Origin of the sequence: Enterobacter sp. S-33, assembly GCF_028735835.1 — a bacterium.
In the GTDB taxonomy this organism is placed as follows: Bacteria; Pseudomonadota; Gammaproteobacteria; order Enterobacterales; family Enterobacteriaceae; genus Enterobacter; species Enterobacter vonholyi.
In genome coordinates this window covers 979976-996524 of the sequence record NZ_CP117838.1, presented here as the reverse complement: position 1 = coordinate 996524, position 16549 = coordinate 979976, and the positions used below count along the sequence as shown (strand labels likewise).

Sequence of the window (16549 nt, the reverse complement as noted above, 5' to 3'; positions counted from 1 at the left end):
TCTCCCACAAGGAGAGGGAGAAAAAAAGATTACTGCGCTTCCGCCAGCTGACGGTCGCGGCGGCATTTAAACACCCAGCCCACCAGCAGCAGCACAATCCACGCGCAGCCCACGTACAGTGAAATGCGGGTGTCCGGATGGTAGCCAATCAGGCCAATGATAAACACCAGGAAGATCAGCCCCACGACGGTCGTCGCAACGCCGCCCGGTACTTTGAACTTCAGCGCTTTCGCCTCATCCGGCGACAGGCGACGGCGGAAGGCAATCTGCGACAGCAGGATCATGATCCACACCCAGACGGTTGCGAAGGTCGCCAGGGATGCAATCACCAGGAAGACGTTCTCCGGCATGATGTAGTTCAGGTAAACCGAGAACAGCAGCGCCACGGTCATCACCACGACGGTCACCCACGGCGTGCCGCGGCGTGAGGTTTTGGCGAACACCTTCGGCGCACTGCCCTGCTCCGCCATGCCGTGCAGCATACGGCCTACGCCAAAGACGTCACTGTTAATCGCCGAAAGCGACGCGGTCAGCACCACAAAGTTCAGAATGCTGGCCGCAAACGCAATGCCCATATGCTGGAAGGTCAGGACAAACGGGCTACCGTTGGTGCCTACCTGATTCCACGGGTAAATGGACATGATCACGAACAGCGTACCCACGTAGAACACCAGAATACGCATCGGCACAGAGTTGATGGCGCGCGGAATGGATTTCTCCGGATCTTTCGCTTCCCCGGCGGTGATACCGATAATCTCGATACCGCCGTAGGCGAACATCACCATCTGCAGCGACATCACCATCCCGAGCCAGCCGTTGCTGAAGAAGCCGCCGTTGCTCCAGAGGTTGTGGATCCCGGTCGGCTGCCCGCCGTTGCCAATCCCCCAGATAATAATCCCGAAACCGGCCACAATCATGATGATGATGGTCGCGACCTTGAAGAAGGAGAACCAGAACTCCAGCTCGCCGAACACCTTCACGCTCATCAGGTTGACGGCGCAAATGATCAGCACCACGCTCAGCACCCAAATCCAGTGCGGTACCGCCGGGAACCAGACGCCCATGTAGATGCCAAACGCCGTCACGTCGGCAATCGCAACAATCAGGATTTCGAAGCAGTAGGTCCAGCCGGTGATAAACCCGGCCAGCGGGCCGAGGTTTTCCTGCGCGTAGCGGGAGAATGAGCTGGCGGAGGGGTTGTGAACCGACATTTCGCCGAGGGCGCGCATGATGATATACGCCGCCACGCCGCCGATAATGTACGCCAGCAGAACGCTAGGACCGGCCATTTTGATGGCATCTGCCGAGCCATAAAAAAGACCGGTGCCGATAGCAGAGCCCAGCGCCATAAAGCGGATGTGGCGCGTGCTCAATCCACGTTTAAGTTTGTTAGTGCTTTCCATTTAAATCTTGCCATTCAACACGAAAAAAACAAAAAACCACGGGGCCTTAAGCCCCGTGGTTAAACAGTTTGTTGCCGTTGATTAATGAGCGTTCGATGCGACCTGACGCCCTGCAGCACGGTCCCAGATAATCGCCAGAACCAGTGCAACAACGGTAGGCATCAACCAGGCCAGACCCTGCTCGGACAGCGGCAGACGCTGTGTCCATGCCGGCAGTATGTGCGCGAAAGCTGATGCTTTAATCCCGTCAAGGATACCAAAAATCAGGCTGATAAACATGGCTGGCGCAATAATTCGTGAAGAGTTGTTCCACCACGGACGAGTAAAGCTCAGCACTACCAGTACGATGCACGGCGGATAAATCGCCGTCAACACCGGAATAGAGACCTGAATCAGGTGGCTCAGACCGAGGTTAGACACCGCCATGGAGAAGATACCGAGGATAAATACCAGGGTGCGGTAAGAAAGCGGCAGATACTGTGCAAAGAACTCTGCGCAGGCGCAGGTCAGGCCAACCGCGGTAACCAGACAGGCCAGGAAGATCAGCGCTGCCAGCAGCATACTGCCCGCACCGCCGAAGGTGTGCTGCACGTAGGCGTGAAGGATAGCCGCACCGTTGGCGTTCTGCTCAACCAGCATGGCGCTATCGGAACCCAGACGGAACAGCGCCAGATACAGCAGCGTCAGCCCCACGCCGGCCATCAGGCCAGCCCAGATGGTGTAGCGGGTCAGCAGACGCGCTTCGGTCACACCGCGGGAACGCGCGGCGTTAACGATAACAATACCAAACACCATCGCGCCCAGCGTGTCCATCGTCAGGTAGCCGTTCACAAAGCCGTTAGAGAACGCGGCGTTTTTATAGGCGTCCATCGCGTCGCTAATCGGGCCGGCTGGCCAGACGATGGCCGCTACCGCCAGAACAATCAGCGCCACAATTTTCAGCGGAGCCAGGAAGTTACCCACGGTATCCAGCAGCTTGCCCGGATAGAGGGAAACCAGAATCACGATCGCGAAGTAGATCAGGCTGTAGATAAACAGCGGCATCGCACCGTCACCGGTCAGGGGAGCAATACCCACTTCGAAGGACACGGTTGCCGTACGCGGGGTCGCAAACAGCGGGCCAACGGCGAGATAGCAGACGGTTGCCAGCAGAACGCCCGCCACTTTGCCAATCGGGGTGCTGAGGCTATCCACACCGCCGCCGACTTTCGCCAGCGCGATGACGGTCAGCACCGGCAGACCCACGGCAGTAATCAGGAAACCAAACGCGGCGGTCCAGACGTGTTCACCCGCCTGTAAGCCAACCATTGGAGGGAAAATGATGTTGCCTGCGCCAACGAACAGCGCAAATGTCATAAAGCCCAGCGCGATGATGTCACGCGATTTTAAGTGATGGGTCATAAAACCTTACTGCCTGTGGATGTGGTGTTGAAAACATTGAGATTTTCGATATCCCTCACGGGACGATACAGCCGAAAATTTGCTCAATTTCAGCGGGAAATGCTCCCGTCCTGGCGTGGAGAAGAATAGTTTTTCGATTTACCACGCAAATACAGTCGGTCTGACAGTATCTGGGGCGCAATTTAAACGCTTATAACGTTTAAAGGCAAGGTGGGATCGCAAAACCAGAACAATATGCCAGCATGAAAATACGCACCAGCACAATACGCTGTTTATAAGAAAAACCCATGGCTAATCATGCGAACAAAAAACAGCCAGCCGTATAAAATTCATCCGCGTTTCGCTTGACTGCAAAGCAAACGGGCCAGCGATGGCTGACCCGTGGAAAGGTAAAATGACACGCCCGCCGTCAGGCGATCTTTTTGGCAATTAATCGTTCCGGAATAACGAAACTGAAGCGGGTTCCTTTACCCAGCGTACTCTGAATATCGAGACGGCTTTCATGGTGATTCACCGCGTGTTTCACAATTGCCAGCCCCAGGCCGCTTCCGCCCGTCTGGCGCGATCGCGCTTTATCCACACGGTAGAAGCGCTCGGTCAGACGCGGAATATGCTCCGGCGCAATCCCCGGCCCGTTGTCCTCCACGCTAAACTCGGCCCCCGTTGGGGTATGGTGCCAGCGCACCACGATATCCGTCCCCTCCGGCGTATGATTCACCGCGTTATACACCAGGTTGGAAATGGCGCTGCGCAGCTCATCTTCGCTGCCCAGCACCTTCAGCGTGTTGTCGACGTCAAAGGTCAGGTGATGCTTTTTGTGGCTTAACGTCTGCGCTTCACGCTCCACGACCCGCAGCATCATCGGGACATCAATGGTGTCATTCAGCGCGAGCGTTGGCGCCGCTTCAATCTTCGAGAGCGTCAGCAGCTGCTTCACCAGCCCTTCCATCCGGTGCGTTTGCTCGCGCATGGTGTGCAGCGCTTTTTCACGCGGCGCACCTTCAAGCGTTTGCTCCTGCATCATCTCCAGGTAGCCCTGCAGCACGGTCAGCGGGGTACGCAGTTCGTGACTGACGTTGGCGAAGAAGTTGCGACGCGCCCCTTCCAGCTGGTGCATCTGGGTAACATCGCGCGCCACCATCAGCCACTGCTTATCGCTGTAGGGCATCACGCGTATTTCCAGATGGCGGCCATTATTGAGCTTAAGATTGTGCGGACGGGTGAAATCACGCTTTTTCAGATACAGCGTTAACTCGGGATAACGCAGAAGGTTGAGGATATTCTGTCCATTGTCATCCGGCCAGCGCAGGCCCAGCAGCTGCTGCGCCAGGCCGTTACACCAGAAGATCGTCCCTTCTTCGGTCGTCAGGATCACGGCATCCGGCAGCGACTCTGCACCGCTGCGAAAACGCTTAATCAGGCTTCCCAGCTCGCGGCGGCGCTTTTTATTACGCATCTGCATCTGATGCAGACCGTACAGCAGCGGCTCCCAGCTGCCGCTTCCCGGCGGCGGCGTCATGCTTCGGTCAACCCACAGCCACCAGGAGAGGCGCAGCAGGTTCCAGAAATGCCAGATGAGCAGCCCGGTGACCGACGCCAGCAGAAACCACGGCAGGTGTCCAAGAAAGGCCCCCAGAATGAAGGCCGGAATACAGCATAAGATCAGTTCAAAGACGAGCCTTTTCCATGACAGACGTTCCAGCACGCGTCACACTCCTGTCATTGTTCAGAAACGGGTAGAAAAACGATAACCCGTGCCGCGGACCGTCTGCACCATGCGATCGTGGCCGCTCAGTTCCAGCGCTTTTCGCAGGCGGCGGATATGTACGTCAACCGTCCGGTCTTCGACATACACGTTAGTTCCCCAGACGTTATTCAGCAACTGCTCGCGGCTGTACACGCGTTCCGGGTGGGTCATAAAGAAGTGCAGGAGTTTAAATTCGGTTGGCCCCATGTCGAGGGGATTTTCCCCGGTCATCACGCGGTGAGAGGTAGGATCAAGGCTCAGCCCCTGCATTTCGATCACCTCTTCCACCGCCATCGGCGAAATACGGCGCATTACGGCTTTAATGCGGGCCACCAGCTCTTTGGGGGAGAACGGTTTGGTAATGTAATCGTCCGCGCCGGTCTCCAGACCGCGCACGCGATCCTCTTCTTCTCCGCGCGCCGTGAGCATCACGACAGGTATATCGCGGGTCAGCGCTTCACGCTTCAGGTGTTTGATAAACTGCAGCCCGGAGCCGCCGGGCAGCATCCAGTCCAGCAGAATCAGATCGGGCCAGGGTTCATTCAGCTGGTTCACTGCACTGTCATAATCTTCTGCTTCAACCGGCTGGAAGCCATTTTGTTCGAGCACGAAGCACACCATTTCACGAATTGGAGCTTCATCTTCTACGACCAGAATACGTCTCGCCATACTTTGCCCTGTCTTATCTTATTTACGTTACAAGTTTGTAATTCGGCGCCATTATGCGTCAGATTTATGACAGATTTATGAAAAACAGTACCACGTTAACGGGCAAACCGTTGTTTTATTACAGCGGTTATTTTCCCTTCTCTGAACGTTTATAATCCTGCTTTCTCTTTTTTGCCACGGATCAGCTATGCGCATACTTCACACCTCGGACTGGCATCTGGGTCAAAATTTTTACAGCAAAAGCCGTGCGGCTGAACATGAAGCGTTCCTGGGCTGGCTGCTGGAAACGGCCCGGACGCACGAGGTGGATGCGATTATCGTGGCGGGTGACATCTTTGATACCGGCTCGCCGCCGAGCTATGCGCGCGAGCTGTATAACCGCTTCGTGGTGAATTTGCAGCAAACCGGCTGTCATCTGGTGATCGTCGCCGGCAACCATGATTCCGTCGCAACGCTAAATGAATCCCGCGACATCCTGGCGTTTCTCAATACCACCGTCGTCGCCAGCGCCGGGCACGCCCCGCAGATCCTGAAAAAACGCGACGGGTCGCCGGGGGCGGTGCTGTGTCCGATACCGTTTTTACGTCCGCGCGACATCGTGCAAAGCCAGGCGGGGCTGTCGGGCACGGAAAAGCAGCAGCATTTATTACAGGCCATCACCAACTATTACCACCAGCAGCACGCCGAAGCCTGTGCATTGCGCGGTGACCAGCCGATACCGGTGATTGCAACCGGGCATCTCACCACGGTCGGGGCCAGTAAAAGTGACGCCGTGCGTGACATCTATATCGGCACGCTGGATGCCTTTCCGGCGCAAAACTTCCCGCCAGCCGACTACATCGCGCTCGGCCACATTCACCGGGCGCAGATCGTCGGTGGCTGCGAGCACATCCGCTACTGCGGCTCCCCCCTTTCGCTCAGCTTTGACGAAACGGGCAAAGCCAAATCCGTGCATCTGGTGACCTTCTCTGACGGAAAACTCAGCGCCGTCGACACGCTGGAGGTGCCCGTCACCCAGCCGCTGGCGGTGCTGAAGGGCGATCTCGACGCCATTACCGCCCAGCTGGAGCAGTGGCGCGGCGTCGAGCAAGATCCCCCCATCTGGCTGGATATCGAAATCACCACCGACGACTACCTGCACGATATGCAGCGAAAAATCCAGGCGCTGACCGAAGACTTGCCGGTAGAGGTGTTACTGGTGCGCCGCAGCCGCGAGCAGCGCGAGAAAATTCTGTTAAGCGCTCAACGCGAAACGCTCAGTGAGCTTCGGGTTGAAGAGGTGTTTGAACGCAGGCTCTCGCAGGAGGAAATCGACGACACGAAGCGCGCAAGACTCAGCGAACTGTTCAGCCATACCCTGCATGCGCTCAATGATGAGGAAGAAAACGCGTGAAAATTCTGAGCCTGCGCCTGAAAAATATCAACTCCCTCAAGGGCGAGTGGAAAATTGACTTTACCGCTGAGCCGTTTGCCAGCAACGGGCTGTTTGCCATCACCGGCGCGACCGGGGCAGGTAAAACTACCCTGCTCGACGCCATCTGTCTGGCGCTTTATCACGAAACGCCGCGCCTGAATAAGGTCTCCCAGGCGCAAAACGATCTGATGACGCGCGACACCGCCGAGTGCCTGGCGGAAGTGGAGTTCGAGGTAAAAGGCATCGCCTACCGCGCCTTCTGGAGCCAGAACCGGGCGCGCAACCAGCCTGACGGGAACCTGCAGGCACCGCGCGTTGAGCTGGCGCGCTGCGAAGATGGCAAAATCCTGGCCGACAAAGTGACGGATAAACTGGAGCAAACCGCCGCGCTCACCGGGCTGGACTATGGCCGCTTTACCCGCTCGATGCTGCTCTCACAGGGGCAGTTTGCCGCCTTCCTCAACGCCAAGCCGAGCGATCGCGCCGAGCTGCTGGAAGAGCTGACCGGCACCGAGATCTACGGCCAGATTTCCGCCATGGTGTTTGAAAAACACAAAGCCGCCCGCAGCGTGCTTGAAAAATGCGAGGCGCAGGCGGCGGGCGTCGTGCTGTTGAATGAAGAGCAACAGCAGCAGTTACAGCAAAGTTTGCAGGCACTTACTGACGAAGAGAAAATCCTGCTGGAACAGCAGCAAAGCCAACAGAAAGATTTTCAGTGGCTTACGCGCCATGAAGAGCTCGTAAGAGAGCAACAGCGCGTCAACGCGCTCCAGCAGCATGCGCAACAGGCGCTGGCGGACGCAGCACCTGAGCTGGCAAAACTCCAGCTTGCTCTGCCCGCCGCCCAGCTTCGACCGCTTTGGGAGCATCAGCAGGAACAAACCGCGCGCCTGACGCAAACGCAGCAGCGTATTATCGAAGTAAATACTCGCTTACAAGCCAAAACCGCACTGCGCGCGCGGATCCGCAACTCTGCACTGCGTAACCACGAGCAGCTACAGGCCGAACTGACGTCGCTGGCGCAGTGGCTGGCGGAGCACGAGCGTTATCGCCTGCTGGGCCTGGAGATTGCAGGCTGGCGTGCCCAGTTCTCGCAGCTTAACCGCGATAAAACGCAGTTAGCCTCGCTTGCGGCGCGGATAGGTGAATTACGCAACAAGCTGGCTGAGATGCCGGAAAATGCGCTGACGCTAACGGCGGACGAAGTCAGCGTAGCCATGGAGCAGCAGTCCCGGTCACGCACGCTGCGCCAGCAGCTGACGTCGCTGCATGCCCGCTATCAGCCGCTGCAAAAGCGCCTGCGCCAGAGCGGTGAAAGCGTGCAGAAGGCGCAGGCCGAACAAAATAAACTCAATGAAACGCTGACGCTGCGCCGCCAGCAGTACAAAGAAAAAAACCAGCACTATCTCGACCTGAAAGCCCTGTGCGAAACCGAAGCAACAATCAAGAAGCTGGAGCATTACCGTTCGCAGCTTGAGGCGGGTAAACCCTGTCCGCTGTGCGGTTCCTGCGAACATCCGGCCGTTGAGCAATATCAGTCGCTTGAGCTGACGGATAACCAGCGCCGCCGTGATGCCCTGGAAAAAGAGGTCGCCGCGCTTAAAGAGGAAGGCCTGCTGGTGCTGGGACAGGTCAATGCCCTGACTCAGCAGATCCAGCGTGAAACAGACGACGCGCAGACGCTTTCTCAGGAAGAGCAAGCGCTCACTAAAGAGTGGGTGGCAGCCTGCACGTTCCTGAACATTACCTTGAATATTCAGGACGATATCGCGCCATGGCTGAACGAACAGGAACAGCACGAGCGCCAGCTTTATCAGCTCAGCCAGCGGCTGACCCTGCAGAACCAGCTGAACGAACAGGAAGCGCAGGAGCGGCAGTATCAGCAGCAGCTGGCGGCCACGCGCCAGGCGCTAGAACATGCCCTGCTCGCGCTCTCACTTAACGCACCTGAAGAGGGTCAGGAAGCCGCCTGGCTTCAGGCCCGTGAAGCTGAATTCGCGCAGTGGCAGGAGAAGCAAGCGCAGCACGGCGTGCTTCAGGAACGCATAAACGCCCTGAAGCCGCTGCTCGACGCGCTTCCGGCAACGAACAGCGAAGACGCCGAACCGGTTATCCCTGATAACTGGCGCGCCATCCACGACGAATGCGTGTCGCTGCAAAGCCAGCTCACCGCGCAGCAGCAGCAGGAAAAGCTGGAGCAAGAGCGACTGCAGCAGTCGCAGACGCAGTTCAGCGCGGCGCTCTCGGCGAGCTGCTTTGCCGACCAGGACGCGTTTCTTGCCGCCCTGCTGGATGACGATGCCATTCGCCACCTCGAACAGCGAAAGCAGTCGCTGGAAAACCAGATACAGCAGGCCGCGGCCCTTTGCGATCAGGCGAACCAACAGCTGCAGTCTCATCTGGCGCTGCGGCCGGAAGGGCTCAACGAAGATGCTCCTGCGCTGCAAAGCCAGCTGCAGCAGCTGGCGCAACGGCTGCGCGAGAACACCACGCATCAGGGTGAGTTCCGTCAGCAGCTTAAGCAGGACAGCGATAACCGGCAGCATCAGCTGGCGTTGATGCAGGAAATTGAAGAGGCCGCGCGCCAGGCAGACGACTGGGGGTACCTGAACGCGCTGATCGGCTCGAGCACCGGCGACAAGTTCCGCAAGTTCGCCCAGGGGCTGACGCTGGACAATCTTGTCTGGCTTGCTAACCAGCAGCTTAACCGTTTACACGGGCGTTATTTATTGCAGCGTAAGGCCAGCGACGCGCTGGAGCTGGAAGTGGTGGATACGTGGCAGGCGGATGCGGTTCGTGATACCCGCACGCTCTCAGGCGGCGAGAGCTTCCTGGTCAGCCTGGCGCTGGCGCTGGCGCTTTCCGATCTGGTGAGTCATAAAACGCGAATCGATTCCCTGTTCCTGGATGAAGGGTTCGGCACGCTCGACAGTGAGACGCTGGATACGGCGCTGGATGCGCTCGACGCACTAAACGCCACCGGGAAAACCATCGGCGTGATCAGCCACGTAGAGGCGATGAAAGAGCGTATTCCGGTGCAGATCAAGGTGAAGAAAATTAACGGGCTGGGGTATAGCAGGCTGGATAAGGAATTTGCGGTGGGGTGAAGGGTGGAACGGTGCGTTCTGGTGCCCTTCACCCTTGCCCTCTCCCACAGGGAGAGGGAATAAACACTATTTGCTTTTATTCCGGCCACAGCCACGCCGCGCCGCGCACGCCGCTGGAGTCACCGTGGACAGCTTTGCGGATCGGGGTTTCACACTCGCCGCCGAAAACCCACTGTTTCACCAGGTTCGGTACCGTGGCGTACAGCCGGTCGACGTTGCTCATGCCGCCGCCGAGCACAATCACGTCCGGATCGAGAATATTCACCACGTGGGCCAGCGATTTCGCCAGCCGCATTTCGTAGCGGCTCAGCGCCAGCTCCGCCACCGGATCCTGCGCTTCGACCAGACGCATGATCTCATTACCCTTGAGCGGCTGGCCGCTCAGGCGATGGTAGTCGGTCGCAAAACCGGTACCGGAGATAAACGTCTCAATACAGCCCTGCTTTCCGCAGTAGCACGGCACTTCAGCGCGGTATTTAAGCTCGTCTTCATCCATCCACGGCAGCGGGTTGTGACCCCACTCACCCGCGGTGCCGTTACCGCCGATATGGGCGCGTCCGCCAAACGCCACGCCCGCACCGCAGCCGGTACCGACGATCACGGCAAACACGGTCTGGGCACCTGCCGCCGCGCCGTCGATGGCCTCGGAGACCGCCAGACAGTTAGCGTCGTTGGCCAGACGCACTTCCCGGTTCAGACGTTGGCTCAAATCTTTATCGAACGGCTGACCGTTGAGCCAGGTGGAGTTGGCATTTTTAACCACGCCGGTATACGGCGAGATCGACCCCGGGATCCCCATCCCTACGCTCCCGGTTTGCCCTGTCGCCTGCTCGGCCATCTCAACCAGTTGAGCAATCGTCTCGATAGTCTGGCGATAATCATCGCGCGGCGTTGGCAGACGATGGCGAAACAGCTGCTGCCCCTGCTCGCTCAGTGCGATAACTTCTGTTTTGGTGCCACCCAAATCGATCCCAATACGCACAAGACTCTCCTCATTATTTTGATTATCAACAGAGTAGAAGCACGCATCCCGATTAGCAATGCAAGCGATGCGACAATTCGTTATCATGCCCGCTGATTTAACGACAAGGCCGTGGAAATTATCATGCTGTGGTTCAAAAATTTGATGGTTTACCGTCTCAGCCGCGACGTTTCGCTGCGTGCAGAAGAGATGGAAAAACAGTTAGCCGCTTATACCTTTTCCCCTTGCGGTAGCCAGGATATGGCAAAAACCGGTTGGGTTCCGCCAATGGGTTCACAAAGCGATGCACTGACCCACGCCAGCAGCACGGGTCAAATTATCGTCTGTGCCCGTAAAGAAGAGAAAATCCTGCCGACGCCGGTGGTTAAGCAGGCGCTCGAGGCGAAAATTTTTAAGCTGGAAGCCGAACAGGGCCGCAAGCTGAAAAAAACCGAAAAAGATTCGCTGAAGGACGAAGTACTGCACTCCCTGCTGCCGCGCGCCTTTAGCCGCTTCAGCCAGACCATGATGTGGATCGACACCGTCAACGGGCTGATCATGGTGGACTGCGCCAGCGCCAAGAAAGCAGAAGATACGCTGGCCCTGCTGCGCAAAAGCATCGGATCTTTACCGGTCGTTCCGCTGGCGCTGGAAACGCCGATCGAGCTGACGCTGACCGAATGGGTACGCAGCGGCGCTGCGGCCCAGGGCTTCCAGATCCTTGATGAAGCCGAGCTGAAAGCCCTGCTGGAAGATGGCGGCGTGATCCGCGCGAAGAAGCAGGATCTGGTCAGCGACGAGATCGCCGTACACATCGAAGCGGGTAAAGTGGTCACCAAGCTGGCGCTCGACTGGCAGCAGCGCATCCAGTTCGTGATGTGCGACGACGGCTCCGTGAAGCGTCTGAAGTTCTGCGACGAGCTGCGCGATCAGAACGAAGATATAGACAGGGAAGATTACGCCCAGCGTTTTGACGCGGATTTCATCCTGATGACCGGCGAGCTGGCCGCGTTGATTCAGAATCTGGTGGAAGGTCTCGGCGGCGAAGCGCAGCGATAACGGGCAAAACGTAGGCCGGGTAAGCGTTAGCGCCACCCGGCTAATTTTTTATTTCAGGTAGCGGCACAGATAAGAGGTGGGCTCAGCCACCTGCAAATGAAATTCGCTGTGGCCAGGGACGTTGAAAACTTGCCCGGCAGCGTAAACTTTCCATTCCGTTTCGCCCGGCAGCAGGACGTTCAGCGCACCGCTGACGACCGTCATTTCTTCCGCTTCCGCCGTGCCAAAGGTGTATTCCCCTTCTGCCATTACGCCAACGCTGGCGCGGCCAGTGCTGCTGCTGGTAAAACCAATGGATTTCACTTTACCGGAAAAGTATTCGTTACTCTGAAGCATGAACTGGCCCTTATATTTTTAGATAAAAATTCACTATAGGGGCCATGCTCATCACCTGTCACGCAAAATCATTACACGAGCAGTTCCGAGGCCAGGCGAGCCATCAGAACGTTGGATAACAGCACCGGGACATCCAGCGCTTTTTGCAGTAAATCACGATGATGCTGGTGGAAACCCAGGCAGTCCAGAATCAGGACATCGGCCCCTCTCTCCAGCAGTTCCTTCCCGGCCGCAATGAGTTTGGCCTCGCTGTCCCAGAACGGATTCGCCAGCGCGTACAAGGGCACTTTTTCCAGCACGTGCCATTTTGCCTCCTGGTTATCCATGAGCTCCTCGATGGGGACAATCACCCCCACCTGATGACCATCCACGATGGAGGCCACCAGCGGCGGAATGATCCGCATAGGTTCCAGCAAAATCGCATTGCGCGCCGTGAGCCCCTTAATGGGAGCCGTGCTCATCAGCAAAATAACGTCATAACCTTGATTATCGAGCACTTCTATCACGCCCTGCAGCGAGCGCTCGATTTTCTGGCGTGAAACGTGCGCCAGTTTACCGTCACTTAATAACGTCGCCAGGGGATCCTCCCCCGCCTCGACAGCGTAGTCCTCCATGACCTCTTCCCGACTCATCTTCCCCAGCAGGCTAAGATGCGTTATCTGTTGTTCAGATACATGCTCGGTTAAGAGCGGTAACACTTCGCTTACAGGGACCACACCAATGGTGAGGATCGCCAACGTTGCCTTCATCTTTATCGCCTTCCATTACTCCAACATCGTGCACACAGGTACAGGCTCACTACGCTGCACAGTTCGTTTTTTCAACAAAACAGCACCAAGCGTAGCAGGTGATCCCGACATCGAAATGTAAAGATCGCCTGCCGATACAAGAGTTACTTGTAATAACTAAATATTAACTCCTGCTTAACTTTCACGATGAGTAAAAAGTGTGATTCAGGCACGATCCTGAAGCGTTTAGGAAAACATTCAGGTTATGTCGGGATCTTCATAGCGCCGTTTCGCATCCAGCGCTTCCTGTTCAGTCTCGTGTTCACTGATCAGCGAGTCCGGCTTGGGGTGATCGGCACGCAGTTGATACCAGGTCACGGTATGACCCGTATGGCCTTTTTCAACGGTAACAATGCGCGCTTCACGCGGATAGGGAGGTCTGGTTGGCATAGCTCATCCTTTTTTTATGTCTGAGCTATAAGTATAGACGCCGCTTAGCTGGCACAAGCCAAACGCAGGGCGGTAATAATCTGAATCACAACGTCTTCGGGAGAGGCTGACGCATCCACCACGTGGTGAGCCGCTTCGCGGTATAACGCATCGCGTTCCGCCAGCACTTCACTCACCTCTTCGTTCAGCGGCCTGGAGGTTAGCGCAGGGCGTTGCCCATCTTCCGGAAAGGCTTCCAGACGCCCAACCAGGGCCGACACCGGCGCGCTAAGGTATATCACAATCCCCTTTTCGCGCATAAAGTGACGATTACACTCCGCCAGAACAATGCCACCCCCGGTCGCGATCACGGCAGACGGGGTGGTGACCGCTTTCAGCGCGGCCGTTTCGCGCGCGCGAAAGCTCTCCCATCCCTCTTGCTCAACAATCTCAGCGATGGTTTTTCCGGCCTCGGTTTGCAGCCAGTGGTCGGTATCCACAAACTGGCGATGACACACGCGTGCCAGCTCCAGGCCAACGGTGGTTTTCCCACAGCCGCGGGGGCCAACTAAAAAGATGGGTTGGGTCATAGCCAGGTGTTCCCCTTGATGCCGGATGGCTGAAGAGTGTAAAGAAATAATTGCAGAAGATGTTGCGATTACTTTACTGCAAAGCGGTACGGGATGACAACCCTGTGGAAGCCACACTGTACCACAAATTGACAATAATTATCATTACGCTGTGCGGCGCTTTACTTCCAGCAGCCATTTATCCAGTTCGGCAGCAAACTGCTGACGATCGCGCTGTGACAGGCTGTCCGGTCCCCCGGTCTGCACGCCGCTGGCCCGCATCGTATCCATAAAATCGCGCATGGTGAGCTTCTCGCGAATGGTCGACGGCGAGTATCGCTCTCCGCGCGGATTGAGCGCCGCCGCCCCTTTTTCCAGCACTTCGGCAGCCAGCGGAATATCCGCCGTGATCACCAGATCCTCCGCGCTGCACAGGCGGACAATTTCGTTATCCGCCACGTCGAACCCGGCCGGCACGCGCAAAGAGCGGATGAACCGCGAAGGCGGTACGCGAATATTCTGGTTCGCCACCAGCGTCAGCGGCATCTGAACGCGCTCGGCGGCGCGAAATAAAATCTCTTTAATCACATTCGGACACGCGTCCGCATCAACCCAAATCGCCATATTGTCTCCCCATAATAACTCTGCCGACTATTGTCGCCTGCATTTCGTTGTTAAGCTATCAATCAGAGAAAACAACGCATAATGACGGAGAATCGTGATGGACAAGAAAATCGGGTTTATCGGCTGCGGTAACATGGGCAAAGCCATCCTGGGCGGCCTGATCGCCAGCGGGCAGGTGCTGCCGGGTCAGATTTGGGTCTATACCCCGTCACCGGACAAGGTCGCCGCGTTGCGCGATCAATACGGGATCAACGCCGCCGAAAGCGCGCAGGAAGTGGCCCAGGTCGCCGATATCGTCTTTGGCGCCGTCAAGCCGAACATCATGATCAAAGTGCTGAGCGATATCACCTCCAGCCTGAATAAAGAGACGCTGGTGGTGTCGATTGCCGCGGGCGTCACCCTCGATCAGCTGGCGCGCGCGCTGGGTCACGATCGTAAAATCGTCCGAGCGATGCCCAACACCCCTTCGCTGGTCAACGCCGGCATGACCTCCGTCACGCCTAACGCGCTGGTGACCTCAGAAGAAGTGGCTGATGTACTGAACATTTTCCGCTGCTTCGGCGAAGCAGAAGTGATTGCCGAATCGATGATCCATCCGGTGGTCGGCGTCAGTGGATCAGCCCCTGCGTATGTCTTCATGTTTTTAGAAGCGATGGCCGATGCCGCCGTGCTTGGCGGAATGCCGCGCGCCCAGGCGTATAAGTTCGCCGCGCAGGCCGTCATGGGCTCCGCCAAAATGGTGCTGGAGACCGGTAAACACCCGGGTGAGCTGAAAGATATGGTCTGCTCCCCTGGCGGTACCACCATTGAAGCGGTGCGGGTGCTGGAGGAGCGCGGGTTCCGCTCGGCCGTCATTGAGGCAATGGCAAAATGCATGGAAAAATCAGAGAAGCTGAGTAAATCCTGATTTCTGACCGGGCGTCAGGCGGCCACTTCGGTGCGGCCGCGCCCGGCATTTTTCGCCCTGTACAGCGCCACGTCAGCCGCCTTCAGCCATTCCCGATAATGTCCAAACTGCGGCCCCCAGGGGGCAACGCCTACGCTGATGCGCAGCGCCTCTTTTGGTGCGCACGGTAACGTCAGTTTTTCCAGCCGCTCATGCAACCGCGACATCACCGCGATGGCGCTTTCCGCCGCGGTCTGCGACATAATCACCGCAAACTCATCCCCACCAAACCGGCCTATAGCATCGCCTGACCGTACTGACCGCTGGAGCTGACGCGTAATGGCGATGATCGCCTCGTCGCCCACAGCGTGCCCCCAGGTGTCGTTGATGTTTTTAAAGTGGTCGATATCAATCAGCAAAATCGTGGCGGTGCAGTGGTCGCGGCGGCAATGCTCAAATTCATTTCGCAGCAGCATTTCCCAGTGGCGGCGATTAAAGACCCCGGTCATGCCGTCACGGGTGCTCATCATTTCCAGCCGCTGCTTGTGCTCTGCAAGCCTGACGGCGGTGCGGTGGCTGAGCCAGGCAAAAAGCATGGGATAAAGCACCAGTACGGGCAGCGTTAGGCCCCACTCTACCGGGTCGGGCCTGAAAACAGCCACGCTCCCGACAAGCGGCAGCGTCACCAGCGCGGAAAGCAGAGTCAACAGGATCCCCGGGATAAACAGGCGACAGCCCCCGGAGCCCATCATATTCATACCTACCATCATCACCAGCGCTGCCGAGGGTAACGCGCTCATCCCCATCACGCCGATCCAGAGCCCGGCAATGATGGCATCGATCTTAAGATTGAACACTTCCTGCTGTTGAGGTGACGCGGCCCGGCAGGATAACTGCCAGGCGAAATGGGGCCAGACGAACGCCCACCCCACCAGTAAAAGCCACCAGCCTCCGGGTAAAAAATGGGTGACCAGCATTCCCGCAACCGGGAAAAACATTGCTGCCAGCCCCACGGCGCGCGCCAGCCGAACCCGGCGGGCAAACTGAATGCCGGCGCGGTGAGGGTCATCCTGAGAAAGGGTTAAATTCCACTCTTCCCGAATGCGCTTTTTGTTGTAATACGTTTCATCATTCATCATTTTTGGGAATATTCTGAAACATTTTCCCAAATTATAGAGAGGGGGTCTGCGGGGAAAGTATGAAATTTCGGGTGAGC

Annotated in this window: 15 protein-coding genes; 4 read left to right on the top strand and 11 right to left on the bottom strand. The window is 57.2% G+C overall.

Translation table 11 applies throughout. The features are described 5' to 3' along the window. Positions 1-29: 29 nt before the first annotated feature. The 4 genes from proY to phoB form a co-directional block, all read right to left on the bottom strand. Complete coding sequence (gene proY / locus PUP35_RS04610; RefSeq protein WP_008503261.1) at positions 30-1403, bottom strand: proline-specific permease ProY; 1374 nt, start codon at positions 1401-1403, stop codon at positions 30-32. A gap of 81 nt (positions 1404-1484) precedes the next feature. Continuing rightward, positions 1485-2804 carry a branched-chain amino acid transporter carrier protein BrnQ gene (gene brnQ / locus PUP35_RS04605; RefSeq protein ID WP_111963434.1) on the bottom strand — a complete coding sequence of 440 codons (1320 nt, stop codon included), beginning with the start codon at positions 2802-2804 and terminating at the stop codon, positions 1485-1487. A gap of 409 nt (positions 2805-3213) precedes the next feature. Then, positions 3214-4509 carry a phosphate regulon sensor histidine kinase PhoR gene (gene phoR / locus PUP35_RS04600; RefSeq protein ID WP_274242221.1) on the bottom strand — a complete coding sequence of 432 codons (1296 nt, stop codon included), beginning with the start codon at positions 4507-4509 and terminating at the stop codon, positions 3214-3216. A gap of 21 nt (positions 4510-4530) precedes the next feature. Further along, positions 4531-5220, bottom strand: a complete 690-nt coding sequence (phoB, locus tag PUP35_RS04595; RefSeq protein WP_008503265.1) for a phosphate response regulator transcription factor PhoB — start codon at positions 5218-5220, stop codon at positions 4531-4533. Positions 5221-5407: 187 nt separating this feature from the next. Between phoB and sbcD the strand changes: the two genes are divergently transcribed. Together sbcD and sbcC are read left to right on the top strand one after the other, a co-directional pair. Continuing rightward, complete coding sequence (gene sbcD, locus PUP35_RS04590) at positions 5408-6613, top strand: exonuclease subunit SbcD (protein ID WP_274242220.1); 1206 nt, start codon at positions 5408-5410, stop codon at positions 6611-6613. Next, positions 6610-9741, top strand: coding sequence for an exonuclease subunit SbcC (sbcC, locus tag PUP35_RS04585; protein ID WP_274242219.1), 3132 nt, complete (start codon positions 6610-6612; stop codon positions 9739-9741). Before sbcD ends, sbcC begins: the two co-directional genes overlap by 4 nt. 76 nt (positions 9742-9817) lie before the next feature. On the opposite strand, the gene mak is transcribed toward sbcC, so the two are convergent. Beyond that, positions 9818-10723 (bottom strand): fructokinase, encoded by a 906-nt coding sequence (gene mak / locus PUP35_RS04580; protein ID WP_111963438.1) that lies wholly within the window; start codon positions 10721-10723, stop codon positions 9818-9820. A gap of 123 nt (positions 10724-10846) precedes the next feature. Here mak and rdgC point away from each other — a divergent pair, with 123 nt between their 5' ends. Beyond that, positions 10847-11761: a recombination-associated protein RdgC gene (gene rdgC / locus PUP35_RS04575; RefSeq protein WP_023310540.1), complete on the top strand. Its 915-nt coding sequence runs from the start codon at positions 10847-10849 to the stop codon at positions 11759-11761. Positions 11762-11809: 48 nt separating this feature from the next. Here the strand turns inward: rdgC and ppnP are convergent, their stop codons facing one another. From ppnP to PUP35_RS04550, 5 genes are all read right to left on the bottom strand, one after another. Then, positions 11810-12097 (bottom strand): pyrimidine/purine nucleoside phosphorylase, encoded by a 288-nt coding sequence (gene ppnP / locus PUP35_RS04570; protein WP_008503270.1) that lies wholly within the window; start codon positions 12095-12097, stop codon positions 11810-11812. Between the two features lie 71 nt (positions 12098-12168). Next, positions 12169-12846 carry an AroM family protein gene (locus PUP35_RS04565; protein ID WP_032661586.1) on the bottom strand — a complete coding sequence of 226 codons (678 nt, stop codon included), beginning with the start codon at positions 12844-12846 and terminating at the stop codon, positions 12169-12171. A gap of 237 nt (positions 12847-13083) precedes the next feature. Then, positions 13084-13275 (bottom strand): protein YaiA, encoded by a 192-nt coding sequence (yaiA, locus tag PUP35_RS04560; protein ID WP_023334675.1) that lies wholly within the window; start codon positions 13273-13275, stop codon positions 13084-13086. Between the two features lie 44 nt (positions 13276-13319). Further along, positions 13320-13844, bottom strand: coding sequence for a shikimate kinase AroL (aroL, locus tag PUP35_RS04555; RefSeq protein ID WP_274242216.1), 525 nt, complete (start codon positions 13842-13844; stop codon positions 13320-13322). 144 nt (positions 13845-13988) lie between these two features. Further along, positions 13989-14447 (bottom strand): YaiI/YqxD family protein, encoded by a 459-nt coding sequence (locus PUP35_RS04550; protein WP_010428006.1) that lies wholly within the window; start codon positions 14445-14447, stop codon positions 13989-13991. 97 nt (positions 14448-14544) lie between these two features. On the opposite strand from PUP35_RS04550, the gene proC reads away from it, so the two are divergent. Further along, a complete protein-coding gene (gene proC / locus PUP35_RS04545; protein ID WP_111963440.1) occupies positions 14545-15354 on the top strand; it encodes a pyrroline-5-carboxylate reductase in 810 nt (269 codons plus the stop codon). A gap of 14 nt (positions 15355-15368) precedes the next feature. Here the strand turns inward: proC and adrA are convergent, their stop codons facing one another. After that, the gene (gene adrA, locus PUP35_RS04540; protein ID WP_111963441.1) at positions 15369-16472 is read right to left on the bottom strand and encodes a diguanylate cyclase AdrA; all 1104 of its coding nucleotides are present in this window, start codon (positions 16470-16472) and stop codon (positions 15369-15371) included. Positions 16473-16549 lie beyond the last annotated feature (77 nt).